Source organism: Streptomyces sp. NPDC055400 (assembly GCF_053644375.1).
Genome location: NZ_JBSHLM010000014.1, coordinates 117,107 through 132,593 on the forward strand (window position 1 = coordinate 117,107; position 15,487 = coordinate 132,593).

At 72.1% G+C, this 15,487-nt stretch carries 12 protein-coding genes; 9 read left to right on the top strand and 3 right to left on the bottom strand.

The genetic code is table 11. The annotated features are described in order from the left end of the window. Positions 1-7: 7 nt before the first annotated feature. Positions 8-238 (top strand): hypothetical protein, encoded by a 231-nt coding sequence (locus ACWIGU_RS32130; protein WP_356277064.1) that lies wholly within the window; start codon positions 8-10, stop codon positions 236-238. Beyond that, positions 235-1,662 carry a sodium:solute symporter family protein gene (locus ACWIGU_RS32135; RefSeq protein ID WP_454405181.1) on the top strand — a complete coding sequence of 476 codons (1,428 nt, stop codon included), beginning with the start codon at positions 235-237 and terminating at the stop codon, positions 1,660-1,662. Before ACWIGU_RS32130 ends, ACWIGU_RS32135 begins: the two co-directional genes overlap by 4 nt. Before the next feature lie 83 nt (positions 1,663-1,745). On the opposite strand, the gene ACWIGU_RS32140 is transcribed toward ACWIGU_RS32135, so the two are convergent. Further along, positions 1,746-4,415, bottom strand: coding sequence for a glycosyl hydrolase family 65 protein (locus ACWIGU_RS32140; protein WP_454405182.1), 2,670 nt, complete (start codon positions 4,413-4,415; stop codon positions 1,746-1,748). A gap of 308 nt (positions 4,416-4,723) precedes the next feature. On the opposite strand from ACWIGU_RS32140, the gene ACWIGU_RS32145 reads away from it, so the two are divergent. From ACWIGU_RS32145 to ACWIGU_RS32170, 6 genes are all read left to right on the top strand, one after another. Continuing rightward, positions 4,724-5,476: a GntR family transcriptional regulator gene (locus tag ACWIGU_RS32145; protein WP_454405183.1), complete on the top strand. Its 753-nt coding sequence runs from the start codon at positions 4,724-4,726 to the stop codon at positions 5,474-5,476. A 154-nt stretch (positions 5,477-5,630) separates the two neighbouring features. Then, positions 5,631-7,316: a purine-cytosine permease family protein gene (locus tag ACWIGU_RS32150; protein ID WP_454405184.1), complete on the top strand. Its 1,686-nt coding sequence runs from the start codon at positions 5,631-5,633 to the stop codon at positions 7,314-7,316. Positions 7,317-7,519: 203 nt separating this feature from the next. Beyond that, the gene (locus ACWIGU_RS32155) at positions 7,520-7,711 is read left to right on the top strand and encodes an SPOR domain-containing protein (RefSeq protein WP_454405185.1); all 192 of its coding nucleotides are present in this window, start codon (positions 7,520-7,522) and stop codon (positions 7,709-7,711) included. A gap of 31 nt (positions 7,712-7,742) precedes the next feature. Beyond that, entirely contained in the window at positions 7,743-8,138 is a 396-nt protein-coding gene (locus ACWIGU_RS32160) for a (deoxy)nucleoside triphosphate pyrophosphohydrolase (protein WP_356277048.1), read from the top strand. A gap of 138 nt (positions 8,139-8,276) precedes the next feature. Then, a complete protein-coding gene (locus ACWIGU_RS32165; RefSeq protein ID WP_356277045.1) occupies positions 8,277-8,759 on the top strand; it encodes an ATP-binding protein in 483 nt (160 codons plus the stop codon). 300 nt (positions 8,760-9,059) lie between these two features. Next, positions 9,060-11,768, top strand: coding sequence for a SpoIIE family protein phosphatase (locus tag ACWIGU_RS32170; RefSeq protein ID WP_454405186.1), 2,709 nt, complete (start codon positions 9,060-9,062; stop codon positions 11,766-11,768). Between the two features lie 23 nt (positions 11,769-11,791). On the opposite strand, the gene ACWIGU_RS32175 is transcribed toward ACWIGU_RS32170, so the two are convergent. Further along, positions 11,792-12,505, bottom strand: coding sequence for a PspA/IM30 family protein (locus ACWIGU_RS32175; RefSeq protein ID WP_454405187.1), 714 nt, complete (start codon positions 12,503-12,505; stop codon positions 11,792-11,794). A 54-nt stretch (positions 12,506-12,559) separates the two neighbouring features. Beyond that, a complete protein-coding gene (locus ACWIGU_RS32180; RefSeq protein WP_454405188.1) occupies positions 12,560-14,668 on the bottom strand; it encodes a TPM domain-containing protein in 2,109 nt (702 codons plus the stop codon). Between the two features lie 124 nt (positions 14,669-14,792). Here ACWIGU_RS32180 and ACWIGU_RS32185 point away from each other — a divergent pair, with 124 nt between their 5' ends. After that, complete coding sequence (locus ACWIGU_RS32185) at positions 14,793-15,485, top strand: hypothetical protein (protein ID WP_454405189.1); 693 nt, start codon at positions 14,793-14,795, stop codon at positions 15,483-15,485. Positions 15,486-15,487 lie beyond the last annotated feature (2 nt).

Below are 15,487 nucleotides of genomic sequence, written 5' to 3' on the forward strand. Positions count from 1 at the left end.
AGCCCTGATGAGAAAACCGCACGTGATCTGGGCCTTCGTGCCCGTACTGGCTTTCCTCAGCACGCCGTTCCTGCCCTTCGTCAACGGCCCGTACCTCTGGTTCGGCATCCCGTCCGTCCTCGCCTGGTGTCTGCTGTGGACGGCCGGTACGACGGCCTCGCTCGCCCTCGTCGAGCACTTCGCGCGCACCGACAACGCACGCGCCGACCGCGACGAGGCCGAGGAGGCCGCCGCATGAACACCACCATGGCCATCACCCTCATCGGCATGGTCTCCATCGCCGTCGTCGGCGTGAGCGGGCGCAGACCGCGCCGCGGGGAACTCGGCGAATGGACCGTGGGGAAACGGAAGTTCTCCACCTTCACCACCTGGTTCCTCCAGGCGGGCGAGTCCTTCACGACGTTCAGCTTCCTCGGCCTCGCCGGCATCGCCTTCGGCGGAGGCGTCGCAGCCGCCTTCGCCCTGTGCTACCTCGCGATCAACTTCGTCCTGCAGTACTTCACCGCACCCCGGATGCGGGAACTCGGCCGCAAGGGCGGCTACTTGACGCAGGCGGACTTCTTCGCCGACCGCTACCGCAGCCCTCTGCTCGGCAAGGCCGTCGCCGTCGTCGGCGCGGTCTTCCTGCTGCCGTACCTCCAGCTCCAGATCACCGGGCTCGGCATGATCGTCCAGCTCGCCACCGGCAGCCGCACGGGCGGCAACCTCAGCATGGTCCTCGCGACCGTCCTCACCGTCGGCTTCGTCCTGTGGTCCGGGATCCGCGGCATCGCCCGCGTCGCCTACCTCAAGGACGCCCTGATGATCGTCGGGCTCGTGGTGCTGTTCATCGGCGTCGCGGTCTCCGTGAAGGGGGGCATCGGCGGCCTCTTCGAGACCGTACGGGACAGTCACCCGCAGCTCCTGACGCTCCATCAGGAAGGCTATGACGCCACGTTCTTCGTCACGGCCGTCATCATCTCCGGCATCGGCGGGGGACTCGGCACCATGGCCCATCTGTGGCCGCCGGTCCTCGCCGCCGGAAGCGGGCGCGCCCTGCGCAAGAACGCGGTCTGGCTGCCGCTCTACCAGCTGGCCCTCGGTATCCCGGTGATCGTCGGCTTCGCCGGAATCCTGCTGGTGAAGCCGGGATCGCCCGCGAACTCCGTCGCCCTCACCCTCGCCGGCCAGACCCTGCCGGGCTGGCTCGTCGGCGTCGTCGCGGTCGCCGCGGCCTCGGCCGCCATGGTCCCCTCGGCGGCCATCGTCGTGGGCATCTCCAGCCTGCTGTCCCGCAATCTGCTGAGCGCGCGCAACGAACGTACGCAGCTGCGCACCAACCACCTCTGTGTGGTCGCGGCCGCCGCGCTCGCCCTCGTGCTCGGCCTGACCAGGCCCGGACTCCTGTCCGACCTGCTGCTGCTCACCTACGGAGGCCTCACCCAGCTCGCCCCGGCGATCGTCATGGGGCTGGCGAGGAAGGTGCGTCTGGACGCCGTGCCCGCACTGCTCGGCATCCTGACCGGCGTCGGGGTCCTGATCTGGCTCACCTTCGGGAGCGTGGACGTCGGCACGGTCGACACCGGGCTCATCGCGCTCGCCCCGAACCTGGTGGTGACGGCGGTCGCCCAGTTCGTCGTGCGGTCCCGCTCCCTGGCCGCCGTACCGGCCGAGGCCGGCTGACCGGCCGCCGGGCGCCGTCGCGCGGTGTGGGGCCGCACACGGCGCCCGGCGTCCTCAGGGCCCTGCCGGTCGGCGGCAGGGCCCTACCTCACCCTCAACTCCTTTACGGGTTCGGGCCTTTCGCCGTCCTCGGTGACCCGTACGAACCGGGCCGCCCGCCCCGGCGTGAAGGCCCGCCACGCCGCACCGTCGGCCGACGTCGTCACCGCGTACGCGCGCGTGCCCGTCACGTCGACGCCGGAGACCTTCCCCGTCCGGCCGAGGTCGACCGTGAGGGAGGCGTGCGCGGTCGCCGGCTGCCAGGCGGTGACCGGGTTGCCGTCCACCGCCGCCTCCGCGTACAGGCCAGACTCCTCGGACGTCGCCGTCGTGGTGCGGCAGCGGGCCAGGTCGGAGGTGGGTTCGAGGTCGGGGCGCCGGGTGCGCAGGACGAGCCCGCCGCGGTCGACCGTGGCGCGTCCGGTGGGCGTGACGACGGGGAACGGCTCGCCCGCGGTCAGCCTGACCGTCGTACGCTCCGGCCCGATCGCGATGTCGTACGTGCGTCCGCGCCAGGTCAGCCCGCGCAGCGTCACGCCCCTGCCGAGCTGCGGCGGCAGCGACGGGTCAAGCCGCAGGGCGTCCTCCTCGAGGCGCAGACCGGTCAGGCCGTGCGTGAACACCTGGAGGAAGCCGCCCTTCCCGGTGAGGAAGTCCTGTGCGGGCGTGCCCGCGAGCGGGTCACTGGATCCCGCCTTCGTGCCGCGCGCCTCCGAGAACAGCCCGAACGGCTCACGGAAGAACGGCTTCGAGGCGCGCCGCAGGAACGTGTACGTGGCACAGCCCGGCTCCCCGATCGACGCGGCGGCCACCGCGTGCACGGAGTCCGTCATCGCGGGCCCGTCCGGGTCGGTGTGCGCGACGTAGTAGTCGAGGGTCGCCGCCGCCGCGCCCTTCGGCATCGGCTTCCAGTCCAGCGGGTACAGCAGCAGGACCGCGTCGGCCTGCTTGATCGTCGAGCCGTTGTAGCCCTCGTACTGGAGGAAGATCTTGCGCCTGGGGTCGTACGGGATGCGGAGCCTGTCGGCGATCGTCGTCCACTCGGCCGGGGGCACGGCGCCCACGAGCCGGGCGGCGCGGGCGGCGGAGCGCAGGGCCGTGGCCGCGACGGCGTTCGTGTAGACCCCGTCGTCGACGCCGTTGCTGTACTCGTCGGGGCCCGCGACGTCCTTGACGGAGTACGAGCCGTCGGCGTTCTTCGTGACGCGTGAAGTCCAGTACTCCGCAAGGCCCTTGAGGAGCGGTAGGCCGCGCGAGCGCAGCCAGGCGCGGTCGCCCGTGGCCAGGTAGTACTGCCAGGCGGCGAGCGCGATGTCGCCCTGGAGGTGGTTCTGGGTGACGCAGTGCGGCGGCTGCCAGCTCTGGCACTCCGTCCACAGGGCGCCGCGGCTCGCGCTGGTCCATGGGTACATGAGGCCCTTGACCGACGTCTTGAGGGCGTTGTCGGCGGCGGCCTCGCGCGTGCGGTAGCGGTATTCGAGGACCGGGCGCGCCAGGTCGGGCCGGTCCGCGAGGAGCGCGGGGAACATCCACGTCTCGGCGTCCCAGAAGACCATGCCCGCGTAGGCGTCGCTGGTGAGCCCGGCGGGCGCGATGCTGTCGCGGCCGCCGGCGCGCACCGCCGTGAGGAGCCCGTACCGCGCGGCCCGCACCTGCTGCTGGATCTCGGGCCGGTCCGGCACCTCGATGTCCGACGTCCACAACGTCCGCCAGGCCGCGGTGTGTTCGCGAAACAGCTCGTCCCACCCGGCCGCGGCCGCCTGCTGGGAGGCGCCGACGGCCGAGTCGTGCGGGGTGCGAGAGGTCAGGGCCGTGTCCACGCCGACGTACTTGGTGACGGTGTACGTGCGGCCGGTGCCGACGGAGAACGTAGCGGACTGATGGTTCGTCAGCGTATCGGTGCGGCCCGCCGCTTGGGTGCGGCCGGGGGCGCGCAGGGTGGAGGCGACGACGCCGTCGTGGCGGGTGCCGTCCGTGCGGAAGCCCACCGCCATCGTGCGCTTGCCCGCGGGGCCGGAGCCGGTGGGCGCGATCCGGCGCGCGCCCCGCCCGTCGATCCGGTCGGTGACGGTCGCCTCACCGCTCCAGTGCGGCGTGACGCGCAGCCGTACCGCTCCGGTGTGCGCGTGGGAGCGGTCCGCCAGCACGTCGTACGTCAGATCGGTGCGCCGGCCGTCCTTGTGCGTCCAGGTCAGCGACGTACGGACGAATCCGCAGCGCAGGCTGAGGGTCTGCCGGTAGTGCGAGATCCGGCTCGTCGGGCCGTACGTCTCGTCGCCCACCGTCAGGTCGAGCCCGGTCCAGTTCGGCAGCGCGGCGATGGCCTCGCGGTGCGCCGTGTTCTCGGGACCGCGCGCGTAGAGCCCGGTGGCGAACGCCCCGTCATAGCGCGGCGTGTAGAGCGGCCAGCCGGTCTTGTCGCCGGGCTCGGCGTAGCCCGCGCCGGACGGCGGGACGCGCACGCCGAGATATCCGTTGCCGGTGTACGCGTGATAGGTGTTCGCGGGGTCGATACGGGTGGCGGCCGGGGCCCAGGCGGGGTCGCCGGTGCAGGCTTCGGAGGCCTCGGAGGGGGAGCCCGCCGGCACGGGGGCGGGTGCGGCGGGTGCCGGGCCGGGGCCGGGCGTCGCCAGGGCCGCGCCCGGTGAGGCGCCGAGCACCGCGAGCGCGAGGAGGACGGTGAGGCGGGCGGGGGATCGGCGGGATCGGGTCACGCAACCGACGATGCGGGCGGCCCCGGCCGGGAGCCGGGCAACCCGCGACGGAGGTCCCACGGATGGCGGGGGTGCCGCATGTCACGCCCTGCCTCGACGGAAGGTCGAGCGCCGCTCGACGGTTGCTCGACGCCAGGGTGTAAGGATTCCCTTACCCGGAGAAACTCCCTGGGTAAAGGCTTGCGGCCGCGCATGTCATCACTTCGAGTGATTCTTTGGCCTTTGCTTGCGGCGCACAACCCAGGGTTGCGACGCTGTTGCTGTCTGTCAATCTGATGGGTCGCCATGGGTCTTAGGGAGTACAGCCAGTGACATTCGGTGAGCAGCCGGCGTATCTGCGCGTCGCGGGTGATCTTCGCCAGAAGATCGTCAATGGATCGCTGCCACCGCACACGCGCCTCCCCTCACAGGCCAGGATCCGCGAGGAGTACGGCGTCTCGGACACCGTCGCTCTCGAAGCCCGCAAGGTGCTGATGGCCGAAGGGCTCGTCGAGGGACGCTCGGGGTCGGGCACGTATGTGCGCGAGACGCCGGTCCCGCGCCGCGTCGCCCGCTCCGGATACCGGCCGGTCAGCGGCTCCACCCCCTTCAAGCAGGAGCAGGCCGACGAGACGGCGCGTGGCACCTGGGAGTCCCGCAGTGAGCAGGCCGAGGCGAGCAGCGCCATCGCCGAGCGCCTCGGCGTCCGCGCCGGAGACCGCGTGATGTGCACGAAGTACGTCTACCGGGACGCGGGAGAGGTCATGATGCTCTCCACCTCCTGGGAGCCCCTGGCGGTCACCGGGCGCACCCCCGTGATGCTCCCCGAGGAAGGCCCCCTCGGCGGCTGCGGCGTCGTCGAGCGCATGTCCGCCATCGACGTGATCGTGGACAACGTGACGGAGGAGGTAGGCGCCCGCCCCGGCCTCGCCGAGGAGCTCATGGCGCTGGGCGGAGTGCCCGGCCATGTCGTCCTCGTCATCCAGCGCACGTACTTCGCGTCGGGCAGACCGGTCGAGACGGCGGACGTCGTCGTCCCCGCCGACCGGTACCGGATCGCATACCACCTGCCCGTGAAGTGACCGATACGCGAACGCCCTGTCCGCAGGGTGTGACCACGACTTAACGCGCCGCCGCTTCCCGTAACGCCGGGGCAATCACCGGCCGCCCCGCATTGTCATGCACGGCTCCTAACTTCCGTCCGTACCCGCAATCGGCCGGACGACAGGAACCCTCATGACGGACACGGTCACCCGTGACACAGAGGCGGCCGCGCCGCGGCGCAGCTACGCCAAGCTCGCCGCGGACGAGAGCCGCGAGGACTTCTCGCTGCGCTACGCGCCCCACTCCTACCGGCGCTGGTCACCGACCATGGTCGCGTCCACCGCGCTCGGCGGCATCGCCTATCTCGCCGACTTCGCGATCGGCGCCTCCATCGTCTTCACGTACGGCTTCACGAGCGGGCTCGCCTCGATCCTGTGCGCGGCGACGATCATCTTCCTGACCGGCATCCCCATCGCCCGCGCCTGCGCCAAGTACGGCCTGGACATGGACCTCATCACCCGGGGCGCGGGCTTCGGCTACTTCGGCTCGACGCTCACGTCCCTCATCTACGCCTCGTTCACCTTCATCTTCTTCGCGCTCGAAGGCTCGATCATGGCGCAGGCCATGCACGAGGTCGTCGGACTGCCGCTGCCCGTCGGCTACTTGCTCACCACGCTCATCGTCATCCCAATCGTCTTCCGCGGCATGGGCGCGCTCGCCAAGGTGCAGGCGTGGACGCAGCCGGTCTGGCTCATCGGGCTCGTCCTGCCCTTCGTGATCCTGGCCTTCCACTCGCCGGGCTCGTTCGGCGACTTCACCCACTTCGGCGGCACGGAGGGCGCGGGCAGCGGGTTCTCCTGGCTCGGCTTCGGCCTCGGCACCGGCGTCGCGCTCTCCCTCATCGCGCAGATCGGCGAGCAGGCCGACTATCTGCGGTTCATGCCGGCGAAGACCGAGCAGAACCGGAAGCGATGGAATCTGGCCGTTCTCGCGGCCGGACCCGGATGGGTGATCATCGGGGCCGCGAAACAACTCGGCGGCGCGCTCCTCGCCTTCGTAGCCCTCGAAGCGGTCGGCAGGACCCACGCGCTCGAACCCATCGCGCCGCAGGTCGAGGCCCTCAAGCCGTGGCTCGGCTCGGTCGCCCTGCCCGCCGCCGCGCTCTTCGTGGTCGTCTCCCAGATCAAGATCAACGTGACCAACGCCTACAGCGGTTCGCTGTCCTGGTCGAACTTCTTCTCCCGCATCACCCACCGGCACCCGGGCCGCGTCTGGTACATCTTCCTCAACCTCGCCATCGCGCTGACGCTGATGGAGATGAACATGTTCGCGGCCCTGAACAAGCTGCTCGGCTTCTACTCGAACGTGGGCATCGCCTGGATCGCGGCCGTCGCCGCCGACCTCGTCATCAACAAGCGGGCCGGCTGGAGCCCCAAGTACATCGAGTTCAAGCGGGCCTATCTGTACGCCGTGAACCCGGCCGGCTTCGGCGCCATGGTCATCGCGTCCACCGTCTCGATCGTCGCGTTCTTCGGGGTGTTCGGTGCGTACGCGGAGGCCTTCTCGACGTTCATCGCGGCCGGACTCGCCCTGACGCTCTGCCCGTTGATCGCCTGGGCCACCAAGGGCAAGTACTACCTGGCCAGGCCCAACCCCGTGAACGGCCCCGGCGTCGAGATCGCCGACATCACCGCGACCCACACGTGCAGCGTCTGCGAGACGGCGTACGAACTCCCCGACATCGCGGACTGCCCCGTCCGGTCGGGCCCGATCTGCTCGCTGTGCTGCTCGCTCGACGCGGAGTGCGGCGACGTGTGCCGCAAGGAGTCGCAAGCGGGGCCGGTGCTCATGCCGATGCCGACGGTGCGTACGGGCTGACACCCGGAGCGGGGAAGCCACGGAACGCCCAGGGGGCGCACTCTTCGGAGTGCGCCCCCTGTGGATTGGCTGGTTGCGTATCTCTTTGTGCCAATGCGTATCCGCTGCGTGAAGGTCAGGCGTACGCTCGGGCATATGCGGAGTGGGGTTTCCTCAGAAAGCGGGGCGCTGTGCGAGCCGGGGTCGGGGAGTGGAGGGGCGACATGAACGAGGGCACGACCACGCTTGTGTGGCTCGTCATACGCCAGGACGACAACGGCAACCGCTATCGCGTCGGCAGGTATGCGACCAGGGCGGAAGCCCAGCAGATCGCCGACAGTCTCGACGACCGCGGCCACAAGCAGCTCTACTGGGTCGAGCGCCTCGGCCAGACGCAGAACGGCACCGCGCGCTGACGTTCCCGTCCGCGGCCGTAGGCTCCGGCCCATGACTGAACCGACCGTCGTCGTCGCGGCGGCCCTCCACGACAGCGGCCGCCTGCTCGCCGCACGACGCAGCGCGCCCCCCGAACTGGCGGGCCGCTGGGAACTCCCCGGCGGCAAGGTCGAACCCGGCGAGGACCCGAAGCGGGCGCTCGTACGGGAACTGCGCGAGGAACTCGGGATCGGCGCCGAGCTCGTGGCCCGCGTCCCGGGGGAGTGGCCCCTGAAGCCCGGATACGTGCTGCGGGTATGGACCGCGCGCCTGCTGTCCGGCCGGCCGCGCCCTCTGGAGGACCACGACGACCTGCGCTGGCTCGGGCCCGACGAGATCTGGTCCGTGGACTGGCTCGACCAGGACGTGCCGGCGGTGAAGGCGGTGCTCGCGGCGCGGCAGCCGTGATCCGTACGCCGGGGGACCTGTCCGCGGGTCCGCCGCGCCGCGGGTTGTGTCACCCGTCGTGCCGCTGGTCGGGCGCCCCGCGTCCTCCGTTCGCGGAGTGTTCGCGTGAGACGGTAGCCCCTACGCCCACCCGGGTATATGCCGATTAACCCTACGAAATCGGACGTGATCCGAAGGGGTGGACGGGGTTCTACTGCTGCCTGGGAAGTGATCGGCGTGATCGACACCGACGGGGAGTGCGCCGAGTGGGTCTTCCCCGAGGAGCCGGGCGCAGTCCGTTCCGCTCGTGCCGCGGTCCGCGGCCAGCTCGGCGTCTGGGATCTCGATTCGCTCGGCGATGTCACCGAACTGCTCGTCAGCGAGCTGGTGACCAACGCCCTCCGGCACGCTTCCGGCCCCATCGGCGTACGTCTCCTGCGGTCGGCGGAGCCGGCCCACACCCTGCGGGTGGAGGTCTCCGATCCTCTTCCGGATCCGCCGCTGGAGCGGGTCGCGGGACCGGACGAGGAGAGCGGACGGGGGCTCCAGCTGGTCGCGGGGTCCGCGCGGCGGTGGGGGACGCGGCCCGGTGACGCGGGCAAGACGGTGTGGTTCGAACTGTCGCTGCCCGGCCGGCACTGACGGGCGGCCGGAAACAGCGGCTGGACCCGGCGGCCGGAACCGGTGGCGTCGCCCCGGTTAAGAGGAACCCTCCCTGGTTAGGAGACAGGGAGCATGCCGACCGGTGAAGAGGCCGGCCGGGAAGGGCACGGAACAGTCGCGGATCTGGTTGTCGTCCTGTTACGCGGGGACGGGCCAAAAAGCGTCGGGACCGTGGTGTGATCGTGAACACCGTGTTGCGCGGCTCCGTAGTGCTGGATACTGCGGGCAGCTGCCCCGGTGACCGGTGCCGGACGCGGTGAGCTGGAGGGGACGGTTCGCGTGAGCGAGATACCAGCGAAGGCCACGTCGTCCGAGGACAACTCGGGCGGGACGGCCGCGCGCGATGCGGCAGGCCCGCCCCGGGCCGAGACATGGCAGACCAGTCCGCCCGGGTCCATGTACGACTACATCAAGGTCGCCTCCTTCTCCATCGGCCCCGACGGCCTGATCGACCAGTGGAGCCGGCGCGCGGCGCAGCTCTTCGGCGTCCGGGCACAGGAAGCCGTGGGCAAGGACCCCATCGAGGCCTTCGTCTCCACGGAACTGCGCGAGCGCGGTCACCGCAAGATGGCGGAGATCCTCGACGGCCGCGAGTGGACCGGCGTCGTCCCCTTCCGGATGCCGAGGGGCCGGGCGTCGGACCCGGGCCGCACCGGGTCCGACGAGCGCGATCCGCACGTCCCTGATCAGCACGGCCCAGGCCGGCACCTCCCCGAGCCGTATACGGAGGGGATCGCCGAGGTCTATGTGATGCCGACCGAGACGGAGTCCGGCGAGCGCGCCGCCGTCTGCATCGTCGTCGATGTCCGCGCCCTGCGCCGAATCGAGACGGACCTCGCCGCGTCGCAGGCCATTTTCGGCCAATCTCCTTTCGGCTTCCTGCTGTTCGGCACCGACCTGAAGGTGCAGCGGGCCAACCGGCCCTTCGCCGCCGTCTTCGGCGGCCGGGCCGACGACCACCGCGGCCGCACCGTCCACGACTATCTGCCCCGCGGCGAGGCCGACCGCGTGCAGGCCGCGCTGCGCCGCGTCCTGGAGACCGGCGATTCCGTCACCGACATGCAGCTCGTCGGGCCCGCGCCCGACTCCGCCGAGCGTCGCCACTGGTCGATCAACCTCTACCGCGTGCACAGCGGCAGCGGCCGGCCCATCGGCGTCGCAGGGCTCGCCACCGACGTCACCCGGCGGCACGCCGCCGCCCGCGAGGCGGCCCACGCCCGCCGCAACCTCGCCCTCCTCAACGAGGCGGGCGCCCGCATAGGCAACTCGCTCGACCTGGAGACCACCGCCCGCGAGCTCCTCGACGTCGTCGTCCCCGGCTTCTGCGATCTCGCGTCCGTCGACCTCTACCAGGGCCTCCTCGCGGGCGACGAGTCGGCGCTCAACAGCCGCAGCCTCGCCGACGGCAGCGCCGAGCTGCGCAGGGTCGCCGCCGCGAGCGCCGTCGCCGACGTGCCGTTCCTCGAGGCGTCCGGCGGTGACGGGGTCGTCGAGGTCGGGGCCGTCCACCGCTACTCCTTCAACTCGCCCTGCGCGGACGCCCTGCGCACCGCCCGCCCCCAGTTCGTCCCCGCCGCGTCCGGCGGCCTCATCCAGTCCACGCTCGCCGTGCCGATGGTCGCCCACGACACCGTCGTCGGCCTCGCGCGCTTCGCCCGTACGAAGGGCAGCGAGCCCTTCAACGACCGCGACCGCGCCCTCGCCGTCGAACTCGCCGCCCGTGCCGCCGTCTGCATCGACAACGCCCGCCTCTACCGGCGTGAGCACGAGCGCGCCCTGATACTCCAGCGGTCGCTGCTCCCGCCGGACGACCCCGAGGCGTCCGGCCTCGACATCGCCTGCCGCTACCTGCCGGGCAACGCGGCCACCGAGGTCGGCGGCGACTGGTTCGACGTCATCGAGCTGCCGGGGCACAGAACCGCGCTCGTCGTCGGCGACGTCATGGGCCGCGGCCTGCGCGCCGCCGTCGCGATGGGCGAACTGCGCACCGCCGTACGGACCCTGGCCCTCCTCGACCTCGAACCCGCCGAGGTGCTCTCCGCGCTCGACGAGATCGCCCGTGGCCTCGGCGCGCCCGGCGGCCCCTCGTCGCCGGCCCTCGGCCCCCGCGGTGGCGTCCAGCAGGCCACCCGCGCCGCCCGCAGAACCGGCGACGCCGACCTGTCCGAGGTCTACCTCGCCACCTGCGTGTACGCGGTCTACGACGCCGTGACCCGGCGCTGCACCTTCGCCAACGCGGGCCATCTGCCGCCCGTCCTGGTCGAGCCCGGCGAGGGCGCGCTCATGCTCGACGTACCCCCGGGGATGCCGCTCGGCGTCGGCGGGGAACCCTTCGAGGAGGTCGAGGTCGAGCTGCCCGAGGGCTCACTCCTCGCCCTCTACACCGACGGGCTCGTCGAGTCCCGTGACCATCCCCTCGACGAGGGCCTCTCCGCGTTCCGCAGCGCCCTGGACGATCCCTCGCCCGCGCTCGAAGACGTCTGTGACCACGTGCTGGCCACGCTCGACACGCACCACGGTGAGGACGACATCGCGTTGCTCATGGCCCGCGTGCAGGGCCTGCCGGCCGATGCCGTCGGCGACTGGACGCTGCCGCGCGAGCCGCGCTCGGTGGGCCGAGCCCGCGAGTTCACCCGCGCCAAGCTCACCGAATGGGACCTGGAGCCGCTCGTCGACACGACGGAACTCCTGGTCAGCGAGCTGGTCACCAACGCCCTGCGGTACGGCGAGGGTGACATCAGGCTGCGTCTCCTGCTCGACCGCACCCTCGTGTGCGAGGTGTGGGACGCGGGCCTCGTCCAGCCGCGCCGCCGCCGCGCCCGCGACACGGACGAGGGCGGCCGCGGGCTTCAGCTCGTCGGCCTGCTCAGCGCGTCCTGGGGCTCGCGCAGGACGCCGCGCGGCAAGACCGTCTGGTTCGAACTCCCGCTGCCGGACGGCGACTCGGCGGCCGTGGACCCGACGGAGGCGCTGCTCAGCCTGTACTGACCGGGTGCGCCGCCTTCCTGCCTTTACGCGGACGTCTTGAGTGCCGCCAGGCGCGCCTCGATCTCGGCCGTGTCGCCGAGGCCCTCCAGCTGCTCGAACTGCGCGTCGAGCGACGAGTCGGCGAGCTCCTGCTTGCCCAGTGCCCTGGCCTCCTCGCGGCGCACCTTCTCCTCGAAGCGGCTCAGCTCGCTCGTCGGGTCGAGGACGTCGATGTTCCTGGCGGCGTCCATCATCTGGTTCTGGGCCTGCGCCGTCTTCGAGCGCGCCACCAACTGGTCGCGCTTCGACTGGAGTTCGGCCAGTTTCGTCTTCATCTGGTCGAGGCCGGACTTCAGCTTTCCGACGACCTCGTTCTGCGCGGCGATCGTCGGCTCGGCGCCCTTCGCCTCCTTCTCGGAGCTCAGCTGCCGTCCGAGCGCCACCTTGGCGAGGTTGTCGAACGTGTCGGCCTCCGCCGCGCTGCCCGCCGTCCGCAGCTCGTCGGCCTTCTTGCTCGCGGCGAGCGCCTTGCCGCCCCACTCGTCGGCCGCCTCGACGTCCTCCTTGTGGTCCTGCTCCATCATCCGCAGATTGCCGATGGTCGCCGCCACGGCCTGCTCGGCGTCGGCGATGTTGTTCGAGTAGTCGCGGATCAGCTGGTCGAGCATCTTCTGCGGGTCCTCGGCACCGTCCAGAAGGGCGTTGATGTTCGCCTTCGCGAGCTGGGCGACGCGGCCGAGAACGGTCTGCTTGGTCATGAGAGTGCTCCTTGTACAAGGGAGTTACGCAGGAACTGGGTGAATGCCGCCGGGTCAGAACCGTCCGCCACCGCCCCTGCGGCCACGGGTCCCGCCCCCGCCGAAACTCCCCGGACCGCCGCCGCCGAACCCGCCCCCGAAGCCCCCGCCCCCGCCGAACCCCCCGCCGCCGCGCCCGCCGCGCCCGCCGCCCAGGAGTTCGCCGAGGATGATCCCGCCGAGCACCGCGCCTCCCATGCCCCCGCCACCGCGCCCGCCGCCCCCGCCGCCGCCGTACGGATTCCCGAAGGACCGCACATCCTGCTCGGCGAGCCGCTGCGCCTGCCGGGCGAGCGCGTCGGCCCGCTGGGCACCGGCGAGGGCGGCCGCGGGATCCGCCTGCGCCGTCGTCGTGACGTACTCCAGGTGCCGCTGCGCCTCCGCCAGGCGCGTACGGGCCTCGCTGCCGACCGCCCCGCGGTGCGTGGTGATGTAGTCCGACGCGGCGCCGACGCTGCTGCGGGCCGTGAGTTCCGCCTGGCCGAGCAGGGAGCGCGCGCGGGCCGTGCCCGACTCGCGTTCGCGCGCCTCGTTCAGGGCCGCGTCGAGCGCCGAGTCGGCCTCCTCCACGCGGCGCAACGCGTCGATCGGGTCGTAGGGGCCGGCGGCCATCTCCTTGCGCACGCCCGCGGCGACGGTCTCCACGCGCGCGATGCGCCCGCGCAGATCGGCCGTGGACGCGCCCTCGGCCGTCCCTTCGAGCAGTCCGTGGGCGTCCGCTAGGTCGGAGTCGGACTCGGTGAGCGCGGCCGGCAGCTTCTCGGCGGCCTCGGCCAGCTCATGGCCCAGCCGGTCGACCGCGTCCACGAAGGTGCCCGCCTGGTCGACGGCCGACTCGGCGGCCCGCAGGAACACCGCGGCCCTGCCGTTGTCGCCCGCGTCGACGCCACTGCGCGCCTGTTCGAGGTTGGTCGTGGCGAACACCAGCCGGTCCTTGGCCTGCTCTACGTGACCCGCCACGGGAAGCAGCGCGGACGGCGCGTAGCGGGCGCCGAGCGCCGTCAGCGTCTCCTCGGCCGTCGTGGTGCGGGTGGCCAGGTCGCGGGCGGCGAGCTCCGCGTGCGCGAGGGCCTCGGGGGCGGTGCGCTCCAGGGCCCGCAGCCGGTCGAAGTCCGCGGCCTCGGCGTCGAGCCTGCGCCCCGCCTCGGCGCAGCGGTTGATGATCTCGTCCAGCATCTGCCGCTTCGTCGCGTCGTCCTCGGGGAACGCGTCGTCGAGCTGCTGGCGCAGCCGGAAGGCCGCCGTCAGCTCCGACTGCGCATACGCCACCGCCTCGGTGAACGGTTTGACGGCCTCCTCGCCGAACTGCGCGGTGGCGAAGCCGAGTTCCTCCGTGCTGGTGCGGATCGAGTCGTCGCTCTCCACCAGCATCTGCCTGGCCCGCTTGTCCAGCTCGGGCAGCGGCGTGACCTTCGGTCCCGTGCCCCCGCCCCAGCCGCCGCCGGGCGTGGTGCGGGTACGCGTACGCCTTGTGCGGCGGGTGTACGTGAACGCCGCGAGGGCTCCCGCGCCGCCGACCACGATGAGGGGCAGGGCGAGATCGGCCGCGCTGGGACCGGTGTCCGGGCCGCGGGGGTCGGCCGGGCCCGGGGTGATCGCCGGTGTGGGGACGGGGCTGCCCGCGAGGGTGGCGGAGATGCCGCCCGCCGCCCCGATCGCGGCGCCCGCCCAGTCGTTCCTGCGCAGCGCCGGTTCGATCGCGGTCTGCGCGACGTCCTTGAGCTGCGCGTCGGTGAGCTGGGAGTCCTGGTCGACGGAGTAGGCGTACTGCCGGTCGTGCGTGGCCACGGCGAGGAGTACGTCGTTGAGGCCGAGGCCGTTCTTGGAGGCCGTGTCGTCGGCCCAGTCCTGGGCGGAGCGGCCGGAGAAGTCGCGTACGTAGACCACGAAGAGCTGGGTGTTGCGCTTGCGGTCGAGCGAGTCGAGGGCCGAGGCGACATCGGGCTCACGGTCTCGGAGGGCGTCCACCTTGTCGGTGATCTGGCCGGCTCTCGACAGGGTGACGGGGTCGTCGGCGCGGGAGGCCGTGGCGGGCAGCAGCGCCCAGCAGAGCGCGAGCACGGCGGCCACGGCCGACCGCGCGGCTATCCGTACCGGACGGGGGCGACTGGGAGGCGGCGTCACAGTTGGGAGCGTATGACCGGATCTGGGGTACCGCGACCGGGATCGGCCCGGTCCGGTTGTGGCGAATCCGCATTGTTATCACCGGCCCTTCCGGCAAAACCGCTGCTCAACGTAGGTTTCCGGCATGGAGAACGGACCCTGGGCCGCGGGCGGCGCGATCAGCGAGCCGGAGCTCGTGGTGTCCGGATCCGCCGGCTCCCCGGACCGGCCCGGTCCCCTCGACAGTCCCCAGCGGTCCAGGGGACGGCGCCCTCTCGGCGCGCTGCTCGTCGGCGCGCTCGCCGCGTCCGCCGTCTGGGGCGCCGGCCTGTACGCGTTCGGCGCGCAGGGCCCCGACCTCAGGGGCTACCGCGTGAGTGACCGCCTCTGTTCCCTCCTCGCGATGCCCCACCTCGCCACGGTCTTCGACCGCGGATCCCGCTGGGAGTCCACGCGCAGCAGCAGCGAGGCGGTGGACACGGCGGACTGTTCGGGGGACCTGGAGCGCAAGGAGGGCACGGCGCGAGCCGCCACGCTCTCGGCGTCCGTGGTCCTGCACAAGCGGACCGACCCCGGCGCGGAGTTCGACGCGGCGCGCACGACGGCCGCCGAGCGGATCCCGGGCCGGGCCGAGGTGCGTACGGCGAAGGGCCTGGGCGACCGGGCGTACACGGTCGTCCATGGCCGGACGGTGACCGTCCACGTCCTCGACGGCGACGCGGAGTTCGCCCTGAGCGTGAGCGCCGGGCCGTCCGCAGGACGCGTCACGCCGGAGCGGTTGCGGCCGCTCGTGGCGGGGGACCTGGGCGCGCTGATGCGCCGGGTGAGCACTCCGTAGTG